Here is a 19,095-nt window from a genome sequence, read left to right on the forward strand (position 1 = left end):
CACTTCGGGGAGAACGCCCCTCGCGCATCCATGCTGCACCGCCTATAGTTTCCGCAGATGCAGCATCAGGAGGCCGCCATGCGCCTTGAAGGGAAACGCGCCATCGTCACCGGGTCCAACTCTGGCATCGGGCTGGGGGTGGCCGAGGAACTGGCCCGCGCCGGGGCCGAGGTGGTGATCAACAGCTTCACCGACCGCGAGGAGGACCATGCGCTGGCGGCGAGAATCGGTGCCGAGCATGGCGTGAAGGCCCGCTACATCGCCGCCGACATGTCGAAGGGCGAGGACTGCCGGGCGCTGGTGGAAAAGGCCGGCGGCTGCGACATCCTGGTCAACAACGCCGGCATCCAGTTCGTCAGCCCGGTGGAAAGCTTCCCGGTCGAGAAGTGGAACGCCATCCTGGCGATCAACCTGTCCTCGGCCTTCCACACCGCCGCCGCCGCCCTGCCGGGGATGCGCGACAGGGGCTGGGGGCGGGTCGTCAACATCGCCTCGGCCCATGGCCTGACCGCCAGCCCGTTCAAGTCGGCCTATGTCGCGGCCAAGCACGGCGTCGTCGGCCTGACCAAGACCGTGGCGCTGGAATGCGCGGGGCAGGGGATCACCGCCAATGCGATCTGCCCGGGCTATGTGCTGACACCCTTGGTCGAGGCGCAGATCCCCGACCAGATGAAGGTGCACAACATGGACCGCGACACGGTGATCCGCGAGGTGATGCTGGAGCGCCAGCCGAGCCGCCAGTTCGCCACCACCGAGCAGATCGGCGGCACCGTGGTCTGGCTGTGCAGCCCCTACGCCGACCAGGTGACCGGCACCGCCATCAGCGTGGATGGCGGCTGGACGGCGCTGTGACCAAGGTCAGCCTGGCGCTGCAGGGCGGCGGCGCCCATGGCGCCTTCACCTGGGGCGTGCTGGACCGGCTGCTGGAGGACGGACGGTTGGAGATCGCGGCGATCTCCGGCACCTCGGCCGGGGCGCTGAACGGCGCGGCGCTGAAGGCCGGGCTGGCCTCCGGCGGGCCGGAGGCGGCGCGGGGGCTGCTGCGGGCGCTGTGGGAAGAGATCGCCGACATCGGCGATTTCCGCATGGTGCCCTGGTTCCAGCCCTTCCTGCCCGGCCTGCGCTTCTGGCAGCAGGCCAGCGAAAGCTTCCTGCCGTTCAGCCCGGCGGGCGTGGCGACGCAGCTCTGGTCGCCCTATACCCCGGGCATCGCCTACCGCAACCCGCTGGAGCCGGTGATCGGCCGGCTCGATTTCGCCCGGGTCCGGGCGAAGGCGGGCCCGGCGCTGTTCGTCGGAGCCACCAATGTCCGCACCGGCAAGGTCCGCATCTTCCACGGGGAGGAGTTGACGCCGCAGGCGCTGATGGCCTCGGCCTGCCTGCCGACGGCCTTCCGCGCGGTGGAGATCGACGGCGAGGCCTATTGGGACGGCGGCTATACCGGCAACCCCTCGCTCTGGCCGCTCTACGACCGCGGGCTGCCGGACGACATCGTGATCGTGCAGGTGAACCCGCTGCGGCGCGAGGAGGTGCCGGAGACGCCGCTGGAGATTCAGAACCGCATCAACGAGATCAGCTTCAACGCCTCGCTGATGGGCGAATTGCGCGCCATCGCCTTCGTGCGGCGGCTGATCGAGGACGGGCGGATCGAGAAGGGCCAGATGAAGGACGTGCGGGCGCATATGATCGCCGACGACGTGCTGATGAACGACCTTTCGGCCGGATCGAAGCTGGAGCCCTCGGGCAACCTGATCCGCCGGCTGCACGCGGCCGGGCGGACGGCGGCGGAGGGCTTCCTGGCGGCCTGCGCCGAGGATGTCGGCCGGGCCACGACGGTCGACCTGCCGGCGCTGTTCGGCTAGAGCCCGTCCGATGCAGAGAGAAGCATCGGACAGGCTCCAGCTTCATAGTGGTCGCCTGCCTTTCGACATAACCGGAGTCCACTTTTGTCGGGCAGGCTAGCGCGGCTCTTTCGGCAGCGGATAGACCAGCCCGCCCGAGACGATCAGCTTGGCGGCATCGTCGACGCCCATGTCCAGCTCCACCAGGTCGCGGGTGGGCACAAAGAGCAGCATCCCCGAGGTGAAGGGGGTCAGGCCGACGAAGACCGCCGACATCTCGGCCCCCATCGCCGCCAGCCGCTCGGCCAGTTCGCCCTTCGGCCGGGTGGAGACAAAGCCGAGCGCCCAGGAGCCGGCGCGGGGAAACTCCACCAGCACCACCTTGTCGAAGCTTTGCTCCTTCTTGTTGAAGAAGGTCTCGGCCACCTGCTTGATCGCGCCGTAGATCGAGCGGACCACCGGCATCCGGTCGACCAGATCCTCGCCCCGGCGGATCAGCGAGCGGCCGATCAGCCCCTTGGCGACCCAGCCCATGAAGATGGTGAAGACCAGGAAGACCAGCACGCCGACACCGCGGACGGGGAATTCGTAGTCCGGGCCGAACCAGCGGCGGATGATCGCGTCGGGCTGGTAGTAGGAGGGGATCAGCGGCAGGATCCAGCCGTCGATCCAGCCGATCACCGCCCAGACGACATAGATCGTCAGCCCGACCGGCAGCACGACCACCAGGCCGGTCAGGAAGCTGGCGCGCAGCCCCGCAAGGAAGCCGCGCCGGGGGTGGAGGGGTTCGGTCATGGAGTGTCCCTGTTTGCCCCTATCTAGGGGCGGGGGGCCGGCTTCCGCAATGCCGCAGCACCCATACGGCGGCGTATTTTACCGCATACGGGCCAGTTCGGCGGCGATGGCGGCGGCGAGCCGGGCGTTCGACAGCACCAGCGCGATATTGGCGGAGAGCGAGCGGCCCCCGGTCAGCTCGAAGATCCGTTGCAGCAGGAAGGGGGTGACGGCCTTGGCGCTGATCCCCTGCGCCTCGGCCTCGGCCAGCGCTGCCTCGACCACCGGCATGATCTCGGCGCGGGGAATTTCGGCCTCGGGCGGGATCGGGTTGGCGACCAGCTGGCCGCCGGGCAGGCCGAGGGTCGCCCGCATCCGGTGGGCGGCGGCGATTTGCGCGGCGCTGTCCATCCGCAGCGGCGCCTTCAGCCCGGAAGAGCGCGACCAGAAGGCCGGGAAGTCGTCCTGACGGTAGGAAATCACCGGAACCCCTTGGGTTTCCAGCACTTCCAGCGTCTTCGGAAGGTCGAGGATCGCCTTGGCTCCGGCGGCAACCACGGTGACCGGGGTCTGCGCCAGTTCCATCAGGTCGGCCGAGATGTCGAAGCTGGTCTCCGCGCCGCGATGGACGCCGCCGATGCCGCCGGTGGCGAAGACCTCGATCCCGGCGGCGCGGGCGCAGATCATGGTGGCGGCGACGGTGGTGGCGCCGGTTCCGCCCGCAGCGATACAGGCGGCAAGGTCGGCGCGGGACAGCTTCGCCACGCCCTGGGCTTGCCCGAGCGCATCCAGCTGCGCCTCGGAAAGGCCGATGTGCAGCTTTCCTTGCATCACCGCGATGGTGGCCGGCACGGCGCCATGGGCGCGGACCTCGGCCTCGACCAAGGCTGCGGTCTCGACGTTCTGCGGGAAGGGCATCCCGTGGGTGATGATGGTGGATTCCAGCGCCACCACGGGGGCGCCATCGGCGCGGGCCGTGGCGATTTCCGGCGAGAATTCAAGGGGAAGCGTCACGATCCTGGGTCTCCCGAGACATAGGCGGCAGCGGCCTGCAGGGCGGCGGCAAGCGCGGCCTCGCGGCCGGCGCCGCCGCGTTCGGCCACCAGATGGGCGGCCATGAAGGTATCGCCCGCGCCGGTGACGCGGGTGACGAGGACCTGCGGCGGCCTGCCTTCGATGACGCCCGCCCCGGCGCGGCCCTCGGAGGCGGAGCGGCCGCCATCGGTGACCAGCACATGCGCGGCGCCGCGGGCCAAGAGCGCCTCGGCCGCGGCGGCGGCGGTGGGGGCGGGGGCCTTCGACAGCAGGTTGGCCTCTTCGAGGTTGACGTAGAGCGTGGCGTTGGGATGCGCCAGCAGCGGCCGCAGCCGCTCGGCCTTGCCGGGGCTGGCAGGGGCGACGCGCAGGTCGGCGGCGGCGAAGAGGGGCGAGGCGGCGATCTCGGACAGCAGCGCCTCGGTCAGGTTGCCGTCCAGCGCGATGGGGCCGGACCATGGCGCATCGGCCGACCCGAGGCGGCCATCCGCCAGCGGACGCAGGATCTTGTCGCCCGCCGCCTCCAGCGAATGGGCGTCGGCGATGGCGGCAATCAACCCGTTGGCGCCTTCTATCGCCATGTAGACATCGGTCGGCAAGTCCTCGGACCGATAGACGAATCCGGTCTCCAGCCCGAGACGGCCGCAGGCGGCGACCAGTTCCTCGCCCTCGGCGTCGCGGCCGATGGCGGTCAGCACCGCCGGGCGCAGGCCGAAGCGCGCCAGCGTCATGGCGATGTTCATGGCGACGCCGCCCGGCAGACGCGTGATCCGCCCCGGCACGTCGGAGCCGAGCCGCATCGCGGCGGGCGAGCGGCCGATCACGTCCCAGAGGACGGAGCCGATGCAGAGGATGTCGGGCACCATGCGGCCTTCATCGCTTGAACGCCGGTCTTGCGCAAGCCGGGCGAAAGATGGCTGTTCGCGCCGGAATGAAGGGGCAGGGGTTGCGCATCCCGGGCAGGCGGTCTATACGCGCGCCACTTCACAGGCGGATGCGGGCTTGTCGGGGGAGAAATCCCCGTCGGTCCACCGGTTGTCCCGGATCAAGTCCGGGATGAGAACATCCGCCGAGGCGCAAACCGGAAAGGACATGGACATGGCGCTCCCCGAGTTTTCCATGCGTCAGCTGCTTGAAGCTGGCGTTCACTACGGCCACCAGACCGCCCGCTGGAACCCGCGCATGGGCCAGTATATCTATGGCGACCGCAACGGCATCCACATCATCGACCTGACCCAGACCGTCCCGATGCTGGACCAGGCGCTGAAAGTCGTGCGCGACACCGTCGCCAAGGGCGGCCGCATCCTCTTCGTCGGCACCAAGCGCCAGGCGCAAAAGCCGATCGCGGAAGCCGCGGAGAAATGCGCGCAATACTACATGAACCACCGCTGGCTGGGCGGCACGCTGACCAACTGGAAGACCGTCTCCCAGTCGATCCAGCGGCTGAAGCAGATCGACGAGGTTCTGGCGTCGGGCGGCGAGGGCCTGACCAAGAAGGAACGCCTGAACATGGAACGCGACCAGGCGAAGCTGCAGGCTTCGCTGGGCGGCATCCGCGAGATGGGCGGCACCCCGGACCTGCTGTTCATCATCGACGTGGGCAAGGAGGATCTGGCGATCCTCGAAGCGCAGAAGCTGGGCATCCCGGTGGTGGCGGTGGTCGATACCAACTGCAACCCCAAGGGCGTGACCCATGTCATCCCGGGCAACGATGACGCCGCCCGCGCCATCGCGCTCTACTGCGACCTGGTGGCCCGCGCCGCGCTGGACGGCATGTCGGCGCAACTCGGCGCCGCCGGCGTCGACCTGGGCGCGCTGGAAGCCGCGCCCGAGGAAGAGGCTGCCGCCGCCGAGGCCTGAGATCCCCGACGGGGCCTTGTCACGGAACCGTTGCCCGGCGGCGCTAGCCCGCCGGGACACGCCGACATTCAGGAGCATGAGATGACGATCACCGCGAGCATGGTGAAGGAACTGCGCGATTCCACCGGCGCAGGCATGATGGACGCCAAGAAGGCGCTGACCGAGACCAACGGCGACATGGAAGCCGCCGTCGACTGGCTGCGCACCAAGGGCCTGGCCAAGGCCGCCAAGAAGGCCGACCGCATCGCGGCCGAGGGCCTGATCGGCGTCGCCGTGGCGGATGGCAAGGGCGTGGCGGTCGAGATCAACTCGGAGACCGACTTCGTCGCCAAGAACGCCGACTTCCAGGCGCTGGTGCGCGAAGTCGCCAAGGTGGCGCTGGAAACCGGCGAGTCGGTCGAGGTGGTCAAGGCCGCCGACCTGAACGGCAAGACCGTGGACGCGGTGATCCAGGAAGCCATCGCCCGCATCGGCGAGAACATGACCTTCCGCCGGATGCATGTGCTGGAAGGCGACACCGTGGTCTCCTACGTCCACAACGCCGCGGCCGAGGGCATGGGCAAGATCGGCGTGCTAGTCGCGCTGAACGGCCCGGCCGACAAGGCGCAGGCCATCGGCAAGCAGTTCGCCATGCACATCGCCGCCACCTCGCCGCTGTCGCTGTCCGAGGCGACGATGGACCCGGCGGTGGTGGAGCGCGAGCTGGCGGTGCAGACCGCCAAGGCGCTGGAGGAGAACGCCTCCTCCGCCAAGCCGAAGCCCGAGCAGGTGATCCACAACAACATCATCCCGGGCCGGATGAAGAAGTTCCTCGCAGAGAACACCCTCCTGGGCCAGGCCTTCGTGATCAACCCCGACCAGACGGTCGAACAGGCCGCGAAAGAGGCCGGGGTCGAGATCACCGGCTATGCCCGCGTCATGGTGGGCGAGGGCGTCGAGAAGAAGGAAGAGGATTTCGCCGCCGAAGTCGCCCGGATGGCGCAAGGCTGAGATCCCTGCGCCGCCGTATGGATACGGGGGCGGATGGAAGAAAGGGGCCGGGGCAGGGGATTGCTCCGGCCCTTTCCTTTTGCGGCAAAGGAAAAGGCCGTGCCCTGCAGGACACGGCCTTTCCGCTCCGCCGCGCTCCCGCACACCTTCTGGGGATGAGGACTGCGGGCTCGGGCGGCTGCAGGCGCAGGTCTACCCGTAATTGCGGGCTCTGCGCCTGCCTGTTCCAGGCCAAACGCCACCACTCGCGGAACGCGCGCAGAGTGGCGATTTCCCCAGCGTCAATCCAGTTGGGAATTCCCTACCTGCCGGAGCCTGTCCTGTCGCAGGACAGGCGGCAGGTTCTATCGCGCCGCCTGCGCCTGCTGGGCGACCGGCTCCTGGAAGATCATGTTCAGCAGCGCCGCCTTGGCGACCGCCTGGGCCGTGGTCTCCACCGCCAGCGCCTCGCGCGCCAGCCGCAGGTGCTTTTCCACCATCGCCGGGCTGACGCCCATCAACAGCGCCACGTCCTGCGTGGTCTTGCCGTCCGCCACCCATTCCAGCGCCTCGCGCTGCCGGGGCGACAGCGCCCGCGACCGGCTGAGCCGCGGCAGCTGGATGATCTTCAGATGCATCATGTGGGCCACAGCCATGATCTCGCTGCGCTTTTCGGCCCACAGCTTCTCCACGTCGTCCACGCCTACCCCTGGGTCCGCGGTCAGCCCCAGGGCGCCCTTGGCTCGGGCCGAGGCTTCGGGGAAGCTGAACGACAGCCCGGCCACGATCCCCATCGCCGCATTGTGGCGCATGACCTCGGCCTCCTCGGGGCAAAGCTTGCCGGCCGCATAGGCGTCGGTCGCCCATTTCCAGGTGCAGGCGCCGGTGTTGCGCTCCGCCCAGCGGAACAGCGGCGACCTGGCGTAGAAGCCGCCGCGGAAATAGCGCTGCGCATAGGCCTCGTCGCCGGTGGTCAGGAACAGCGCGTCATCGGGGTCGCCGATGGTCTTCATGTGCTTGAAGCGGGTGAAGCCGTAGTTGATCTGGGAAAAGCCGAGCGAGGCGAAGTAGTCCTTCGCCAGCCGCCAGACGGCATCGATGCTTTGCGCCTCGGCGATCTGCGCCAGCAGAGCCAGGACAGGGGTTCCGGTCATGCCACACACTCCTGCGAACATGGGCGGCGGATGCGGCCGCGCCCATGGGTTGTCCTTGTCCCCGCATCTGTCATACGTAGACGCATCGGGCCTGTCGAGCCTTGGGAGAGCAGGAAAATGAAGATGACGGCAGATGTCATCATCGTCGGAGGGGCGGTGATGGGGTCTTCGATCGCCTGGTGGCTGACGAAGATGCAGCCAGGGCTGGACGTGCTGGTGCTGGAGCGCGACCCGTCCTACACCCAGGCCTCGACCGCGCTGTCCGTTGCCTCGATCCGCAGCCAGTTCACCACCGCGGTGAACGTGAGGATTTCCCGGTTCGGAATTGATTTCATACGAAATTTCGACGAACGGCTTGGCGGCTTGGGCCAGGTTTCCTCGCTGGGGCTGAAGGAGAACGGCTATCTCTTCCTGTCCTCGACGCCCGAGGGCGCGGCGGCGCTGGCCGAGGTGGCCGCGATGCAGCGCAGCGAAGGGGCTGCGACCGAGCTGTGGTCGCCCGATCAGGTGAAAGCCCGCTTCCCCTGGCTGGAGACCGGCGACCTGACCGCCGCCACCTTCGGCCCGCGCGACGAGGGCTGGTTCGACAACATGGGCCTGATGGCCGGCTTCCGCAACGCCGCAAAGGCGCAGGGCGCCCGATTCCTGACCGCGCGGGCCTGCGGCCTGCGGGTGGAAGGCGGCCGGGTGACCGGGGTGGAGATCGAGCCGAAGGACGGGGGCAGGGCGCTGGTCGCCTGCTCCGCCGTGGTCAACGCCGCCGGCACCCGCGCGGCCGAGGTGCTGTCCTGGGCCGGCCTCGACCTGGCGGTGGAGCCGCGCAAGCGCACCGTCTTCGTGATCGACGCCCCGAACGCCCGCCATCCCGACGCGCCCTTGCTGGTCGACGCCGGCTTCTACCTGCGGCCCGAGCACGAGCACTGGATCACCGCCACCGTGCCGCAGGACGACGGCCCTTGCGATTCCAACGACTTCGAGCCCGATCTTCACCTGTTCGAGGAGGTGATCTGGGAACAGCTCTACGCCCGCGCGCCCGGCTTCGACGCGGTGAAGGTGGTGCGCCATTGGGTCGGCCATTACGCCTACAACCGGCTGGACCAGAACGCCATCCTCGGCCCGCATCCCGATCTGCCGAACCTCTATCTCTGCAACGGCTTCTCCGGCCACGGGCTGCAACAGGCGCCTGCGGTCGGCCGCAGCCTGGCAGAACACATCCTGACCGGCGGCTGGCAAAGCCTGGACCTGTCGGACCTGTCGGTGGAAAGGATGCTGAAGGGCGCGGCGTTCCGGGAGCAGGCAATTGTCTGATTTCCGCGAGGTTTCAGGGGGATGAAGGATGTTCCCTCGGAGGCAGGTTCGGTTAAAAGTTACATAATACTGATTATGCGAAAAAGAGTCATGGCCAACAGCTACCGTCCCAACGGCCATTCCTCCAGGATTTCCAGCCGCCCCTCTCCTTGAATGCTCTTGACCAGAGCGAAGCTCTCGACCCGCCAGGACAGCGGCACCGTCAGCACATACCGTTCGATGGCCGGACCATAGGCCAGCGTCACATGCGCCAGGGTCTTGCCCGGCGGCTTGACCGCAGCGCCGGCCAGGCGCAGCACCTGATAGATCCGCAAGGCCAACGCATCCTGCGGCTGGGTCGTGGCGCACAGCGCGATGGCCGGATACCCCTTGGGCTTCTGCCCCAGCGTCTCGATCCGGTCGAACACCAGGTCGAGCGGCGGATGGCGGAACCCCTCCATCGCCGCCTTCACCTGATCGAGGCTCCTCGCCACCGGCCCCCGCTCCTGCACAAGGCCGAGCAGGCTCAGGTGCAGCGCATCGTGGCGGAAGGCATAACGGTCCGGCAGCCGCGCGGCCAGGTGCTGCCAGTGCCGGAACATGGCCGCCCGGACCTCGGACGGCGGCACGGTGCAGAAGTAATAGTTGTTCCCGTCCGCCGGCGGCCAGCCCTGCGGTTCCACCTGCGGCAGATGATCGAAAAGATCGCCCATGCCGGCACTATGGCACAGCCGGGTCGAGAACAAAAGGGAAACCATCCGGCCGTCGTTCCCCGGATGAGGCGGCGCCCTTACAAATAGAGATGCCGGATCGTGTCGTCCTTGAGCAGCGTTTCGCTGGCGCCGCTGATCGCGATCTGGCCGCGGATCAGCAGGTAGCCGCGCTCGGCGATGGACAGGGCGGTCTCGGCATTCTGCTCGATCAGCAGCACCGCCTTGCCCTCGTCGCGGATGCGCGCCACGATCTGGAAATATTCGCTGATCAGCCGCGGCGAGAGGCCGAGCGAGGGTTCGTCCATCACCACCAGCCGCGGGTCGCCGATCAGCGCGCGGGCCAGCGCCACCATCGCCTGCTCGCCGCCCGACATGGTGCCGGCCCCCTGCCCCAGACGCTCTTCGATCCGCGGGAACAGCGCCGACATCTTCGCCAGCCGGTCCTCGAAATCGAGACCCGGGTTGCGGGCGGCGTCGAAGGCCAGCCGCAGGTTCTCGCGCACCGTCAGGGTGGGGAAAAGCCGCCGCCCCTCGGGGACGAAGCCGACGCCGAGGCTGGCCAGACGCTCGGGACCGGCCTCCTTCACGTCGCGGCCGGCGATGCGGATCGTGCCGCTGTCGGCGGGCAGAAGCCCGCAGATCGCGTTGAAGGTGGTGCTTTTCCCGGCGCCGTTCGGGCCGAGCAGACAGACCATCTCGCCCTCGCCCACCCGCAGCGACACGTCGCGCAGCATCGGCACCGGGCCATAGCTGGTGCAGACCCTCTCCATCTCAAGCATGTTCTGCCGCCTTCTGTCCGAGATAGGCTTCCTGCACGCGCGGCATCAGCCGCACGTCGGCGAAATCGCCCTCGGCGATCTTGCGGCCGTAGTCGATCACCGCCACCCGGTCGGGCAGCGCCGCGACCAGCCGCATGTCGTGCTCGATGATCAGGAACGACAGGCCCGGCCGTTCCGCCATCACCCGGCGCACATCGGCCATCAGCGCGTCGGTGTCGCGGTCGTCCATCCCGGACGACGGCTCGTCCAGCATGATCACCCGCGCGTCGGAGGCCAGCGCCCGGGCGATTTCCAGCCGCCGCCGGTCGGCCTGGGGCAGCGCGCCGGCCAGCGTGTTGCGCCGGGCATGGAGATCGGGCGAGATCGCCCGGATCAGCTCGCCCGCCTTCTCCGCAGCGGCCTCCAGCTCGGCCCGCGCCTTGCCGGGGCGCAAGAGCGCATCCAGCACGCCGGATTTCGTCCGGCTGTGCATCCCGATCACCACATTGTCGATCAGCGTCAGGTCGTTGAACAGCCGGCTCGACTGGAAGGTGCGCGCGATCCCGGCGGCGGCGATCCTGTGCGCCGGCCAGCCGGTGATGTCGCGCCCGTCCAGATGCACCGTCCCCGCCGAGGGGCGGTAGATGCCCGAGATCATGTTGAACAGCGTCGATTTCCCGGCGCCGTTGGGGCCGATGATGCAGAGCACCTCGGAGGGGTTCAGCGCCAGATCCACCTCGCAGACCGCGACGAGGCCGCCGAAGCGGATCGTCAGGCCGCGGACTTCCAGCAGAGGGGTCATCTGTGCTCTCCGTAGTTGCGGGCGCGCTGCGGGAACAGACCCTGCGGGCGCAGGATCAGGAACAGGATCACCACCACGCCGACGAAGAGCAGCCGGTAGTCCGAGAAGATCCGCAGCTTCTCGGGCAGCATGGTCAGGAAGAAGGCGCCGATGATCACGCCGAGCGTGTTGTCCATGCCGCCGACGATCACCATGGTCATGATGGTGACCGAGACCAGGAAGGTGAAATTGTCGGGCGAGATGTAGCTGACGTAGAAGGCGTAGATCGTGCCCGCGAAGGCGGCGAGGAAGGCGTCCACCCCGAAGGCCAGCATCTTGAACCAGACCACGTCGATGCCCTGGCAGCGCGCCGCCAGCGGATCGGCGCGCAAGGCATTCCAGGCCAGCCCCACCCGGCTTTCGTGCAGGCGCTTGGCGCAGACGATGGACAGGCCCACCAGCGCGGCGGAAAGGTAGTAGAAATTCGCCTGGCTCGGCAGGCGGAAGCCGAAGGCCTCGATGGGCCTTGCGAAGGAATGGCCGAACAGCTCCGGCGCCGGGATGCCGACAAGCCCGTTCGGCCCGCCGGTCCAGTCGAAGTTGTTCAGGAGTTGATGCACGACGATGCCGAAGGCGATGGTCACCAGCGCCAGATAGCTTTCCTTCGTCCGCATCGAGGGAAAGCCCAGCAGGAAGCCGAAGGCCGTCGCCACCACCGCCGCCACCGGCAGCGTCAGCCAGAACGACACGCCGAAGTTCAGCGCCAGCAGCGCCGAGGTATAGGCGCCGATGCCGTAGGAGGCGCCGGTGGCGAAGTTCGGGATATTGGCGCTGCCGAGCTGGAAGTTCAGCGCCAGCGCCAGCACCGCGTAAAGCATCGAGACGATCAGCAGGTGGAAGGCATAGCCCGATCCCTGCAGGAAGAAGGGATAGATCAGCACGATCACGGCGCCCAGCAGGGTGGCGAAGCGCTTGCGGTCGTGGAAGGCGGCAACGATCCGCTCTTCCAGCGCGGGGCGCAGTTGCAGCGCGGCGAAGATCCCTCCCATCAACGCCAGCAGCGCCACGATCACCGCGGTCCTGTCGCTCAGCAGGAAGGACCAGAGCAGGATCGCGCTGCCCAGTTCCACCCCGGCCACGATGGCGAGATCGGCGGAAGGGCCGTTGCGGCGGACGAGGGCGGAGGTTGCCTGTGCGGTATCGGCCATCGGGTCAGACCTTCTCGAACACGGGTTTGCCGAGGATGCCCGAGGGCTTCAGCACCAGGACCCCGATCACCAGCAGGAAGATGAACACCAGCCGGTAGGAGGCGCCGTCCGGCACCGCGATCTGCACCAGCATGTCGATCCCGGCGATCAGCAGGCTGCCGAGGATCGCGCCCTGCATCGAGCCGAGCCCGCCGATCACCGCCGCCGAGAAGCCGATCAGGCCAAGCTGCACGCCGTAGTCGAACCGCACCACGCCGGCATGGCTGACGAAGAACACCGCCCCCACCGCGCCCACGGCCGAGGCGATGAAGAAGGTCACGGCGAAGATCCGGTTGGGGCGGATCGCCATCAGCCGGGCGACGGCGCGGTCCTCGGCCACGGCGCGGATGCGCACCCCGACCGGCGTGTGGTTCAGCAAGGCGAAGAGCGCGATCACCGTCAGCACGCTGACCGCGATCACGATCAGGCTGAACACCGGCACCACGATGTCGCCCAGCCGGATCACATCCGTGGCGATGGCGGGAAACGGCTTCGGGTTCGACCCTTGCGGATAAAGCGTGCGGATCAGCTCGCGGATCACGGTGCCGAGCGCGACCGTGGCCACCAGCGCCATCATCGCCGGCGCCGCGCGGAAGCGCCGGATCACCAGCCAGTCCAGCAGCACACCAAGAAGCCCGATCGCCGCCATCGAGATCAGGATCGCCAGCAGAAGCGCCCCCGTCCCCGTCAGCGGCACCGCCCAGGCGGCGACGGCCTGGATCGCCGCCAGCGCGACGAAGGGAGCGGCCATCGACACGTCGCCATGCGAGAAATGGATCACGTCGAGCACGCCGAACAACAGGCTGAAGCCAAGCGCGATCAAGGTGTAGATGCTGCCGAGCACCAGCCAGTTCAGCAGATGCTGCGCGAGCAGAGCGTCCATCCGGAATCCTCCCGAGTTTATATGCCGCGGCTGTTTTGTGACTCCGAATAGTCGCTGGCCGTCCTTCGGGGCAAAGGAAAAGGCTCATTTCACACCAAGGTTTTTCTGAGGCAGCAGATCAGAATTTGCGACTTTCTGACGCAGACCCGATCCAACACTCTGCACGGGCAGAACAGCGCAGCCGGCGGGCTGGTGCGGCGGCATTCCGGCCGGTCCGCCCGGAAGAAACGTCCACGAAAAAGCTACAGGGAGTTGCTCATGTCTTACGCGAACACCAGCCGCCGGTCGGTCCTGACCGGCCTGATCCTTTCCGCCGCCCTGGCGGCCGCGCCTGCCTTCGCGCAGGACAAGCCGGTGATTAAGCTCGGCTTCATCGGCCCGCTCAGCGGCGGCAACGCCCAGCAGGGCCTCGGGGCGCAGAACGGCTTCCTGCTGGCCATCGAACAGGCCAATGCCGGGGATTACCCCTTCACCGTCGAGGGTGTGGTGCTCGACGATGCCTCGGACCCGCAGACCGGCGTCTCGGCGGCGATGAAGCTGGTCAACGACCCCGACGTGGTCGCGGCGACCGGCCACTGGAACAGCCCGGTCGCGCTGGCGACCATGCCGGTCTTCAGCCGGGCGCAGATGCCGATGATCGTCTGGGGCGCGATCAGCCCGAAGATCACCGAGCAGAACCTGCCCGAGATCACCCGCGTCACCCCCACGCTCGTCACCGAGAACAAGCCGCTGGCGGAATGGGCGGCGACGGACCTGGGCGCGAAGAAGATCGCCATCATCGCCGACACCAGCGACTACGGCACCGCCAACACCGCCGCCTTCCGCGAGTTCTTCACCGCCGCCGGCGGCGAGGTCGTGTCCGAGGACCTGTTTCCGGTGGGCACCATCGACTTCCGCGCCACGCTGACCAAGCTGCGCGACGCGGCCCCCGATGCGGTCTATTTCGGCGGCGTCATCGCCGAGGCGGGCATCCTGCGCAAGCAGATGGCCGAGGTCGGGCTGGAGGTGCCGATGATCGGCATTTCGGGCTTCTACGATCCGGAATTCATCGCGCTGGCCGGTCCCGCGGCGGAAGGCACGATGGTCAGCTACCCGGCGGCGCAGTCGAACCCCAAGCTCGACAAGCTGAACACGGATTACGAGGCCCGCGGCTTCGCCGAGGCCTCCAGCCCCTACACCAAATACGCCTATGACGCGACCAACATCCTGCTGACCGCCATCGCCGAGACCGGGATCGAGGACAAGGCGGCGCTGGCGCAGGCCATCCGCGCGATCAGCTACGACGGCGTTCTGGGCGTGACCACCTTCGACGAGACCGGACAGACCCAGATCCCGGTCGCCATCGAGATCAAGGAAGTGAAGGACGGCGCCTGGGTCACCCGCGGCCAGTAAGGGACTGCCGATGCCGGCGCCCCTGCGGCGCCGGCATCGGAAAAACTGCGGCGCAGCCACGGAAACCCTTATTTTCCAGGCGCCTGCGGTCCGTGCCAGAATGACCCGAAGCCCCGGCCCCAGTGGCTTTGCGGCGACATCCGAAACCTCCGACAGACGAAAAAGGACAAAACCATGATCAGGACAGGTCAGGAATACCGGGACTCGATCCGCGACGGCCGGCGCATCTGGATCAACGGCGAGCGCGTCGCCGATGTGACCGCCCATCCGATGTTCAAGCCGCTGGTCGACATCCGCGCCCGCATCTTCGACATGCAGCACGAAGCCGAGCATCAGGAGTTGATGACCGTTACCCAAGACGGCGAGCGCAACGCGCTAGGTTCCGCCCTGCCCTATACCCAGGACGACTGGTGGTCGAAGCGCCGCGCCACCGACCACATGCTGAACCAGATCGGCGGCGTCGTCACCCGCGTCGGCGACGAGACGGTGGGCGAGATGTGGTCGCTCTACGACGGCCAGGACGTGCTGAACGAGGTCGATCCGCAATTCTCGAAGAACATCGAGACCCATATCCACCGGGTGCTGAAGGAAGACCCCTTCCACGTCTCGGCCAATACCGACCCGAAGGGCGACCGCTCCAAGGCGCCGCAGGACCAGGACCCCGACATGCTGCTGCATGTGGTGAAGGAGACCGACGCCGGGATCGTGGTGCGGGGCGCGAAATACGAGACCGCGGCGGCCTATGCCAACCAGGCCTTCACCAAGCCCACCATCGCCAATTGGGGCAACAACGCGCTGTCCGACTATGCCGTGGGCTTCATCTGCGACCTGGGCAGCCCGAACCTGCGCTTCATCTGCCGCACCGGCTTCGCCGGCCGCGCCGATGCCCGCGACTATCCGCTGGCGAACAAGTTCGACGAGGTCGACACCATCGTCATCTTCGACGACGTGCTGATCCCGTGGGAGAACGTGCTGTTCTACCGCCACACCAAGGCAGCGACCTTCATCCGCGCCACTCTGCACCGCTATTCGGCCTTCGCCTTCGTCCAGCGCAACCTGAAGCTGGCCGACATGATGATCGGCGCGGCGCTGTTCAACGCCCGCCAGACCGGCCTCGACAAGCAGCAGGCGGTGCAGGAGAAGCTGGCGCAACTCGCGGTCTACCGCGAGGGGATCAACGCCCATCTGACCGCCTCGATCGCTCTGGGTGAGCGCTCGCCCGCCGGGCTGATGATGCCGAACCAGTCGCTGCTTTACACCGGCCGCGTGCTGGCCTGCAGCCAGCTGCACGAGATGATGCATATCGCCCGCGAACTCTGCGGCGGCCAGATCTGCGTCACCCCGGACGTGGCCTCGTTCGAGAATCCCGAGACCAAGCCCTGGCTGGATAAATTCTACACCATCAACGAGGAATGGGTGGCCGAGGATCGCCGCAAGCTCTTGGCCTTCGCCCGCGACATGCTGAACTCGGACTATGCCGGCCACCGGCTGACCTTCCAGCTGTTCGCGCAAAGCCCGCCCTTCGCCCATCTCGCCGCGGTCTACCGCAACTTCGACTGGGACGGGCCTTTGGCCTTCGTGAAAGAGGCCGCGGGGCTCTCGGACACGGTGATGGGCGGACGGACGCTTTCGCCCGGCGACAGCGCGATTTCCAGCTGGTTCTCGCCCGACATCTCGACCCACGCCAAGCGCACCGCCGCCGAGTGACCCTTCTGCGGCGCCCGTCACGGGCGCCGCCTGCCGATCAAACCCAACCGGAAGCACAGACAGATGATCCACAAGCGCCTTCGCCCCTTCAATACGAAGCAGACCTACCCCGAGCAGAAGCTGGACAACGATCTCAGCCAGGGCGTGGTCGCCCGCGGCACCATGGTCTTCCTGCGCGGCCAGGTCGCCCAGGACCTCGACACCCGCGAGTCGCTGCATACCGGCGATCCGGGCAAGCAGACCGAAAAGACCATGCAGAACATCAAGATGCTGCTGGAGGAAGCCGGCAGCCATATGGACCACATCTGCCGCATCGTGGTCTACCTGACCGACATCCGCTACCGCGAGGCGGTCTATCAGGAGATGGGCAAATGGCTGAAGGGTGTGCATCCCTGCTCGACCGGGATCGTGGTGCCGGCGCTGGCGCGGCCCGAATGGGTGGTCGAGATCGAGGTGACCGCCGTCATCCCCGACGCCGCCTGAGCGGAGGGGAGCCATGACCTTCTCGATCTCGGCCCGCTGCCCCGACACCGGCATGTTCGGCATCGCGGTCTCGTCCTCGTCGCCCTGCGTGGCGGCGCGCTGCGCCCATGCCCGCGCAGGCGTCGGCGCGGTGGCGACGCAGAACGTGACCGACCCGCGCCTTGGCCCGAAGGGGCTGGACCTTATGGCATCGGGCTTTTCGGCGGAAGCGGCGCTGGAGGCGCTGAAACGCGACGCCCCGCATCTGGAATACCGCCAGCTTGCGCTGGTGGATGCGCAGGGGCGGACGGCCTCCTTCTCCGGCGCGAACACGCTCGGCACCCATCGGGTGGCGACCGGGCCGGGGGTGATCGCGGCGGGGAACCTGCTGTCGCATCCGGGGGTGCCCGAGGCGATGGTCGCCGCCTTCACCGCGGGCGTGGGCCAGCCGCTCGGCGACCGGCTGCTTGCCGCGATGCGCGCGGCCGAGGAGGCGGGCGGCGAGGAAGGGCCGGTCCATTCGGTCGGCATGATCCTGGTGCGCGACGTGGCCTGGCCGGTCGCCGATCTGCGGGTGGACTGGGCCGATGAAGACCCGATTGCGGAAATCTCGGCCCTGTGGGACCGCTGGAAGGGCGAGATGGAGGCCTATGTCTCGCGCGCGCTGAACCCGTCGCAGGCGCCCAGCTACGGCGTGCCCGGCGATATGTGACCTGCGGCAGGGGGCGGCGACGCCCCCTGCCCCGCCTATCGGAAAAGCCGAAGCCCTGCCTCCGATCATGCTGCTTCCGCAGCGGCGCGCCAGGGCGCAGTCTGATCCCCGGAAACGTGCCTGCGATCTGGGAGGATGACGATGATCGGGATCAAGCGCATGATGCAGAACCTTCGCCGCAGGGTCGCGGAGCACCGCAATGCCGGCCGGATGAACGACGCGGCCTGCCGCGATTTCGGCATGAGCACCAACGATCTGGCGGCCGCGATCACCATGAAGACCGACATGCCCGACCGGATGCGGCGGATGTCGGCGGTCTTCGGCGCAGCCTCTGCCCTGTCCCGGACCGACCGCTGGCAGCTTTTCGACATGGCCCGGACCTGCGACGGCTGCCGGCACCGGCGCGCCTGCGCTCGCGTGCTCGACGGGGATGGCCTGACCGGGCCGCAGGATGTAGCCTTCTGCCCCAATGCGGGCGAATATCGCGCGATGGCGGCGCATGGGGCCGGCTGAGGCCCTTGCGGCCGGCCGGCGCCGAGCGCCCGGACGGTAACGGGGCAACCGGAAGAGACCAGCAGCCATGCGCTTCACCCTTCGCCAGCTCAGCTATTTCGTCGCCGCCGGCGAGACCGGCAGCGTGACCCGCGCCTCCGAGCAGGTGAACATCTCGCAGCCGTCGATTTCCGCCGCGATCTCGCATCTGGAGACCGAGCTGGGGGTGCAGCTTTTCGTGCGCCAGCACGCCCAGGGCCTGTCGCTGACGCCTCCCGGCCAAAGGCTGCTGTCGGCGGCGAAAGAGGTGCTGCGCGACAGCTACGGGCTTTACGACGTGGTGAATTCCGCCATGGGCATGGTGGCGGGGCCGATCAACGTCGGGGCCTTCCGCACCTTCACGCCGCTGATCGTGCCCGAGCTGTGGAAGAAGTTCGTCACCCGCCACCCCGACGTGCGGATGCATGTCACCGAAGGCAGCGAAAGCGAATTGCTGGAAGGGCTGCGCACCGCGCGGCTGGATGTGGCGCTGACCTACGAGATCAGCCTTTCCATCGACATGACCTTCGTCCCCTTGGCCCTGCTGCCGACCTATGTGCTTCTGCCCGCCGACCATCCGCTGGCGGGACGGTCCAGCCTGAGCCTGGCCGAGATCGCGCAGGAGCCGTTCATCCTGCTCGACCTGCCGCTCACCCGGCAATATTTCCTGTCGCTGTTCGAAAGGCTCGGCCTTGCGCCGCGCATCGTCACCGAAACCAGTTCCCCGGCCGCGCTGCGCTCTTACGTGGGGGCCGGGGTCGGCTATTCGCTGATGACGGTGCGGCCCAAAAACATGCGGGCCGAGAACGACCGGCCGCTGGTCTATGTCGAGCTGGCCGAGGATTACCCGCCGATGAAACTGGGCCTCGCCTATCTCAAGGAGTTGAAACGCTCGCGGGTCTGCGAGGCTTTCGAGGCGTTCTGCCGCGAGGTCATCCGCGAAGACGGCCTGCCGGGCATGGTGCCGGTTCCCGCAAGCTGAACGGCGC

General features: G+C 67.9%; 20 protein-coding genes. 11 read left to right on the forward strand and 9 right to left on the reverse strand.

Features of this window, described 5'->3' with window-relative positions:
- Window positions 1-78 precede the first annotated feature (78 nt).
- Both G5B31_RS16150 and G5B31_RS16155 read left to right on the forward strand, forming a co-directional pair.
- The gene (locus G5B31_RS16150; RefSeq protein ID WP_165019238.1) at window positions 79-852 is read left to right on the forward strand and encodes a 3-hydroxybutyrate dehydrogenase; all 774 of its coding nucleotides are present in this window, start codon (window positions 79-81) and stop codon (window positions 850-852) included.
- Window positions 849-1,862, forward strand: coding sequence for a patatin-like phospholipase family protein (locus G5B31_RS16155; RefSeq protein WP_165019239.1), 1,014 nt, complete (start codon window positions 849-851; stop codon window positions 1,860-1,862). Before G5B31_RS16150 ends, G5B31_RS16155 begins: the two co-directional genes overlap by 4 nt.
- 96 nt (window positions 1,863-1,958) lie before the next feature.
- On the opposite strand, the gene G5B31_RS16160 is transcribed toward G5B31_RS16155, so the two are convergent.
- The 3 genes from G5B31_RS16160 to G5B31_RS21250 form a co-directional block, all read right to left on the reverse strand.
- Window positions 1,959-2,636: a DUF502 domain-containing protein gene (locus G5B31_RS16160; RefSeq protein ID WP_165019240.1), complete on the reverse strand. Its 678-nt coding sequence runs from the start codon at window positions 2,634-2,636 to the stop codon at window positions 1,959-1,961.
- Window positions 2,637-2,714: 78 nt separating this feature from the next.
- Window positions 2,715-3,632: a pseudouridine-5'-phosphate glycosidase gene (locus G5B31_RS21245; RefSeq protein WP_394352137.1), complete on the reverse strand. Its 918-nt coding sequence runs from the start codon at window positions 3,630-3,632 to the stop codon at window positions 2,715-2,717.
- Complete coding sequence (locus tag G5B31_RS21250) at window positions 3,626-4,516, reverse strand: PfkB family carbohydrate kinase (RefSeq protein WP_240904457.1); 891 nt, start codon at window positions 4,514-4,516, stop codon at window positions 3,626-3,628. The genes G5B31_RS21245 and G5B31_RS21250 overlap by 7 nt, the downstream gene beginning before the upstream one ends.
- Before the next feature lie 226 nt (window positions 4,517-4,742).
- Between G5B31_RS21250 and rpsB the strand changes: the two genes are divergently transcribed.
- Together rpsB and tsf are read left to right on the forward strand one after the other, a co-directional pair.
- On the forward strand, window positions 4,743-5,510 hold the full coding sequence (gene rpsB, locus G5B31_RS16170; protein ID WP_165019242.1) for a 30S ribosomal protein S2: 768 nt from the start codon (window positions 4,743-4,745) through the stop codon (window positions 5,508-5,510).
- A gap of 81 nt (window positions 5,511-5,591) precedes the next feature.
- Window positions 5,592-6,500 (forward strand): translation elongation factor Ts, encoded by a 909-nt coding sequence (gene tsf / locus G5B31_RS16175; RefSeq protein WP_165019243.1) that lies wholly within the window; start codon window positions 5,592-5,594, stop codon window positions 6,498-6,500.
- Between the two features lie 344 nt (window positions 6,501-6,844).
- Here tsf and G5B31_RS16180 read toward each other — a convergent pair whose 3' ends face one another.
- Window positions 6,845-7,633, reverse strand: coding sequence for a LuxR family transcriptional regulator (locus G5B31_RS16180; protein ID WP_165019244.1), 789 nt, complete (start codon window positions 7,631-7,633; stop codon window positions 6,845-6,847).
- A 123-nt stretch (window positions 7,634-7,756) separates the two neighbouring features.
- Between G5B31_RS16180 and G5B31_RS16185 the strand changes: the two genes are divergently transcribed.
- Window positions 7,757-8,941, forward strand: a complete 1,185-nt coding sequence (locus G5B31_RS16185; RefSeq protein ID WP_165019245.1) for an FAD-binding oxidoreductase — start codon at window positions 7,757-7,759, stop codon at window positions 8,939-8,941.
- 101 nt (window positions 8,942-9,042) lie between these two features.
- On the opposite strand, the gene G5B31_RS16190 is transcribed toward G5B31_RS16185, so the two are convergent.
- Genes G5B31_RS16190 through G5B31_RS16210 form a run of 5 tightly spaced genes read right to left on the reverse strand, consistent with a single transcriptional unit; the run spans window position 9,043 to window position 13,302 of the window.
- Window positions 9,043-9,678, reverse strand: coding sequence for a 2'-5' RNA ligase family protein (locus G5B31_RS16190; RefSeq protein WP_205911985.1), 636 nt, complete (start codon window positions 9,676-9,678; stop codon window positions 9,043-9,045).
- A 32-nt stretch (window positions 9,679-9,710) separates the two neighbouring features.
- The gene (locus G5B31_RS16195; protein WP_165019247.1) at window positions 9,711-10,412 is read right to left on the reverse strand and encodes an ABC transporter ATP-binding protein; all 702 of its coding nucleotides are present in this window, start codon (window positions 10,410-10,412) and stop codon (window positions 9,711-9,713) included.
- Window positions 10,405-11,193, reverse strand: a complete 789-nt coding sequence (locus tag G5B31_RS16200; protein WP_165019248.1) for an ABC transporter ATP-binding protein — start codon at window positions 11,191-11,193, stop codon at window positions 10,405-10,407. The genes G5B31_RS16195 and G5B31_RS16200 overlap by 8 nt, the downstream gene beginning before the upstream one ends.
- Window positions 11,190-12,380, reverse strand: coding sequence for a branched-chain amino acid ABC transporter permease (locus G5B31_RS16205; protein ID WP_165019249.1), 1,191 nt, complete (start codon window positions 12,378-12,380; stop codon window positions 11,190-11,192). The genes G5B31_RS16200 and G5B31_RS16205 overlap by 4 nt, the downstream gene beginning before the upstream one ends.
- A 4-nt stretch (window positions 12,381-12,384) precedes the next feature.
- The gene (locus G5B31_RS16210; RefSeq protein WP_165019250.1) at window positions 12,385-13,302 is read right to left on the reverse strand and encodes a branched-chain amino acid ABC transporter permease; all 918 of its coding nucleotides are present in this window, start codon (window positions 13,300-13,302) and stop codon (window positions 12,385-12,387) included.
- Between the two features lie 258 nt (window positions 13,303-13,560).
- Here G5B31_RS16210 and G5B31_RS16215 point away from each other — a divergent pair, with 258 nt between their 5' ends.
- From G5B31_RS16215 to G5B31_RS16240, 6 genes are all read left to right on the forward strand, one after another.
- The gene (locus G5B31_RS16215) at window positions 13,561-14,694 is read left to right on the forward strand and encodes a branched-chain amino acid ABC transporter substrate-binding protein (protein WP_165019251.1); all 1,134 of its coding nucleotides are present in this window, start codon (window positions 13,561-13,563) and stop codon (window positions 14,692-14,694) included.
- Between the two features lie 174 nt (window positions 14,695-14,868).
- Entirely contained in the window at window positions 14,869-16,401 is a 1,533-nt protein-coding gene (locus G5B31_RS16220) for a 4-hydroxyphenylacetate 3-hydroxylase family protein (RefSeq protein WP_165019252.1), read from the forward strand.
- Between the two features lie 63 nt (window positions 16,402-16,464).
- On the forward strand, window positions 16,465-16,884 hold the full coding sequence (locus G5B31_RS16225; RefSeq protein ID WP_165019253.1) for a RidA family protein: 420 nt from the start codon (window positions 16,465-16,467) through the stop codon (window positions 16,882-16,884).
- A 13-nt stretch (window positions 16,885-16,897) separates the two neighbouring features.
- The gene (locus G5B31_RS16230; protein ID WP_165019254.1) at window positions 16,898-17,575 is read left to right on the forward strand and encodes a DUF1028 domain-containing protein; all 678 of its coding nucleotides are present in this window, start codon (window positions 16,898-16,900) and stop codon (window positions 17,573-17,575) included.
- Window positions 17,576-17,716: 141 nt separating this feature from the next.
- A complete protein-coding gene (locus tag G5B31_RS16235) occupies window positions 17,717-18,088 on the forward strand; it encodes a hypothetical protein (RefSeq protein WP_165019255.1) in 372 nt (123 codons plus the stop codon).
- Window positions 18,089-18,155: 67 nt separating this feature from the next.
- Entirely contained in the window at window positions 18,156-19,088 is a 933-nt protein-coding gene (locus G5B31_RS16240) for a LysR family transcriptional regulator (RefSeq protein ID WP_165019256.1), read from the forward strand.
- Window positions 19,089-19,095 lie beyond the last annotated feature (7 nt).

This window comes from Rhodobacter sp. SGA-6-6 (assembly GCF_011043545.1).
In the GTDB taxonomy this organism is placed as follows: Bacteria; Pseudomonadota; Alphaproteobacteria; order Rhodobacterales; family Rhodobacteraceae; genus Pseudogemmobacter.

What these genes read in the sequence shown, in the direction of transcription:
- G5B31_RS16160 (WP_165019240.1), bottom strand. Translation starts at nt 2,636, where the DNA reads ATGACCGAACCCCTCCACCCCCGGCGCGGCTTCCTTGCGGGGCTGCGC.
- tsf (WP_165019243.1), top strand. Translation starts at nt 5,592, where the DNA reads ATGACGATCACCGCGAGCATGGTGAAGGAACTGCGCGATTCCACCGGC.
- G5B31_RS16190 (WP_205911985.1), bottom strand. Translation starts at nt 9,678, where the DNA reads ATGGTTTCCCTTTTGTTCTCGACCCGGCTGTGCCATAGTGCCGGCATG.
- G5B31_RS16210 (WP_165019250.1), bottom strand. Translation starts at nt 13,302, where the DNA reads ATGGACGCTCTGCTCGCGCAGCATCTGCTGAACTGGCTGGTGCTCGGC.
- G5B31_RS21250 (WP_240904457.1), bottom strand. Translation starts at nt 4,516, where the DNA reads ATGGTGCCCGACATCCTCTGCATCGGCTCCGTCCTCTGGGACGTGATC.
- G5B31_RS16220 (WP_165019252.1), top strand. Translation starts at nt 14,869, where the DNA reads ATGATCAGGACAGGTCAGGAATACCGGGACTCGATCCGCGACGGCCGG.
- G5B31_RS16185 (WP_165019245.1), top strand. Translation starts at nt 7,757, where the DNA reads ATGACGGCAGATGTCATCATCGTCGGAGGGGCGGTGATGGGGTCTTCG.
- G5B31_RS16230 (WP_165019254.1), top strand. Translation starts at nt 16,898, where the DNA reads ATGACCTTCTCGATCTCGGCCCGCTGCCCCGACACCGGCATGTTCGGC.
- G5B31_RS16180 (WP_165019244.1), bottom strand. Translation starts at nt 7,633, where the DNA reads ATGACCGGAACCCCTGTCCTGGCTCTGCTGGCGCAGATCGCCGAGGCG.
- G5B31_RS16215 (WP_165019251.1), top strand. Translation starts at nt 13,561, where the DNA reads ATGTCTTACGCGAACACCAGCCGCCGGTCGGTCCTGACCGGCCTGATC.
- G5B31_RS16200 (WP_165019248.1), bottom strand. Translation starts at nt 11,193, where the DNA reads ATGACCCCTCTGCTGGAAGTCCGCGGCCTGACGATCCGCTTCGGCGGC.
- G5B31_RS16235 (WP_165019255.1), top strand. Translation starts at nt 17,717, where the DNA reads ATGATCGGGATCAAGCGCATGATGCAGAACCTTCGCCGCAGGGTCGCG.
- rpsB (WP_165019242.1), top strand. Translation starts at nt 4,743, where the DNA reads ATGGACATGGCGCTCCCCGAGTTTTCCATGCGTCAGCTGCTTGAAGCT.
- G5B31_RS16225 (WP_165019253.1), top strand. Translation starts at nt 16,465, where the DNA reads ATGATCCACAAGCGCCTTCGCCCCTTCAATACGAAGCAGACCTACCCC.
- G5B31_RS16240 (WP_165019256.1), top strand. Translation starts at nt 18,156, where the DNA reads ATGCGCTTCACCCTTCGCCAGCTCAGCTATTTCGTCGCCGCCGGCGAG.
- G5B31_RS16195 (WP_165019247.1), bottom strand. Translation starts at nt 10,412, where the DNA reads ATGCTTGAGATGGAGAGGGTCTGCACCAGCTATGGCCCGGTGCCGATG.
- G5B31_RS16150 (WP_165019238.1), top strand. Translation starts at nt 79, where the DNA reads ATGCGCCTTGAAGGGAAACGCGCCATCGTCACCGGGTCCAACTCTGGC.
- G5B31_RS16205 (WP_165019249.1), bottom strand. Translation starts at nt 12,380, where the DNA reads ATGGCCGATACCGCACAGGCAACCTCCGCCCTCGTCCGCCGCAACGGC.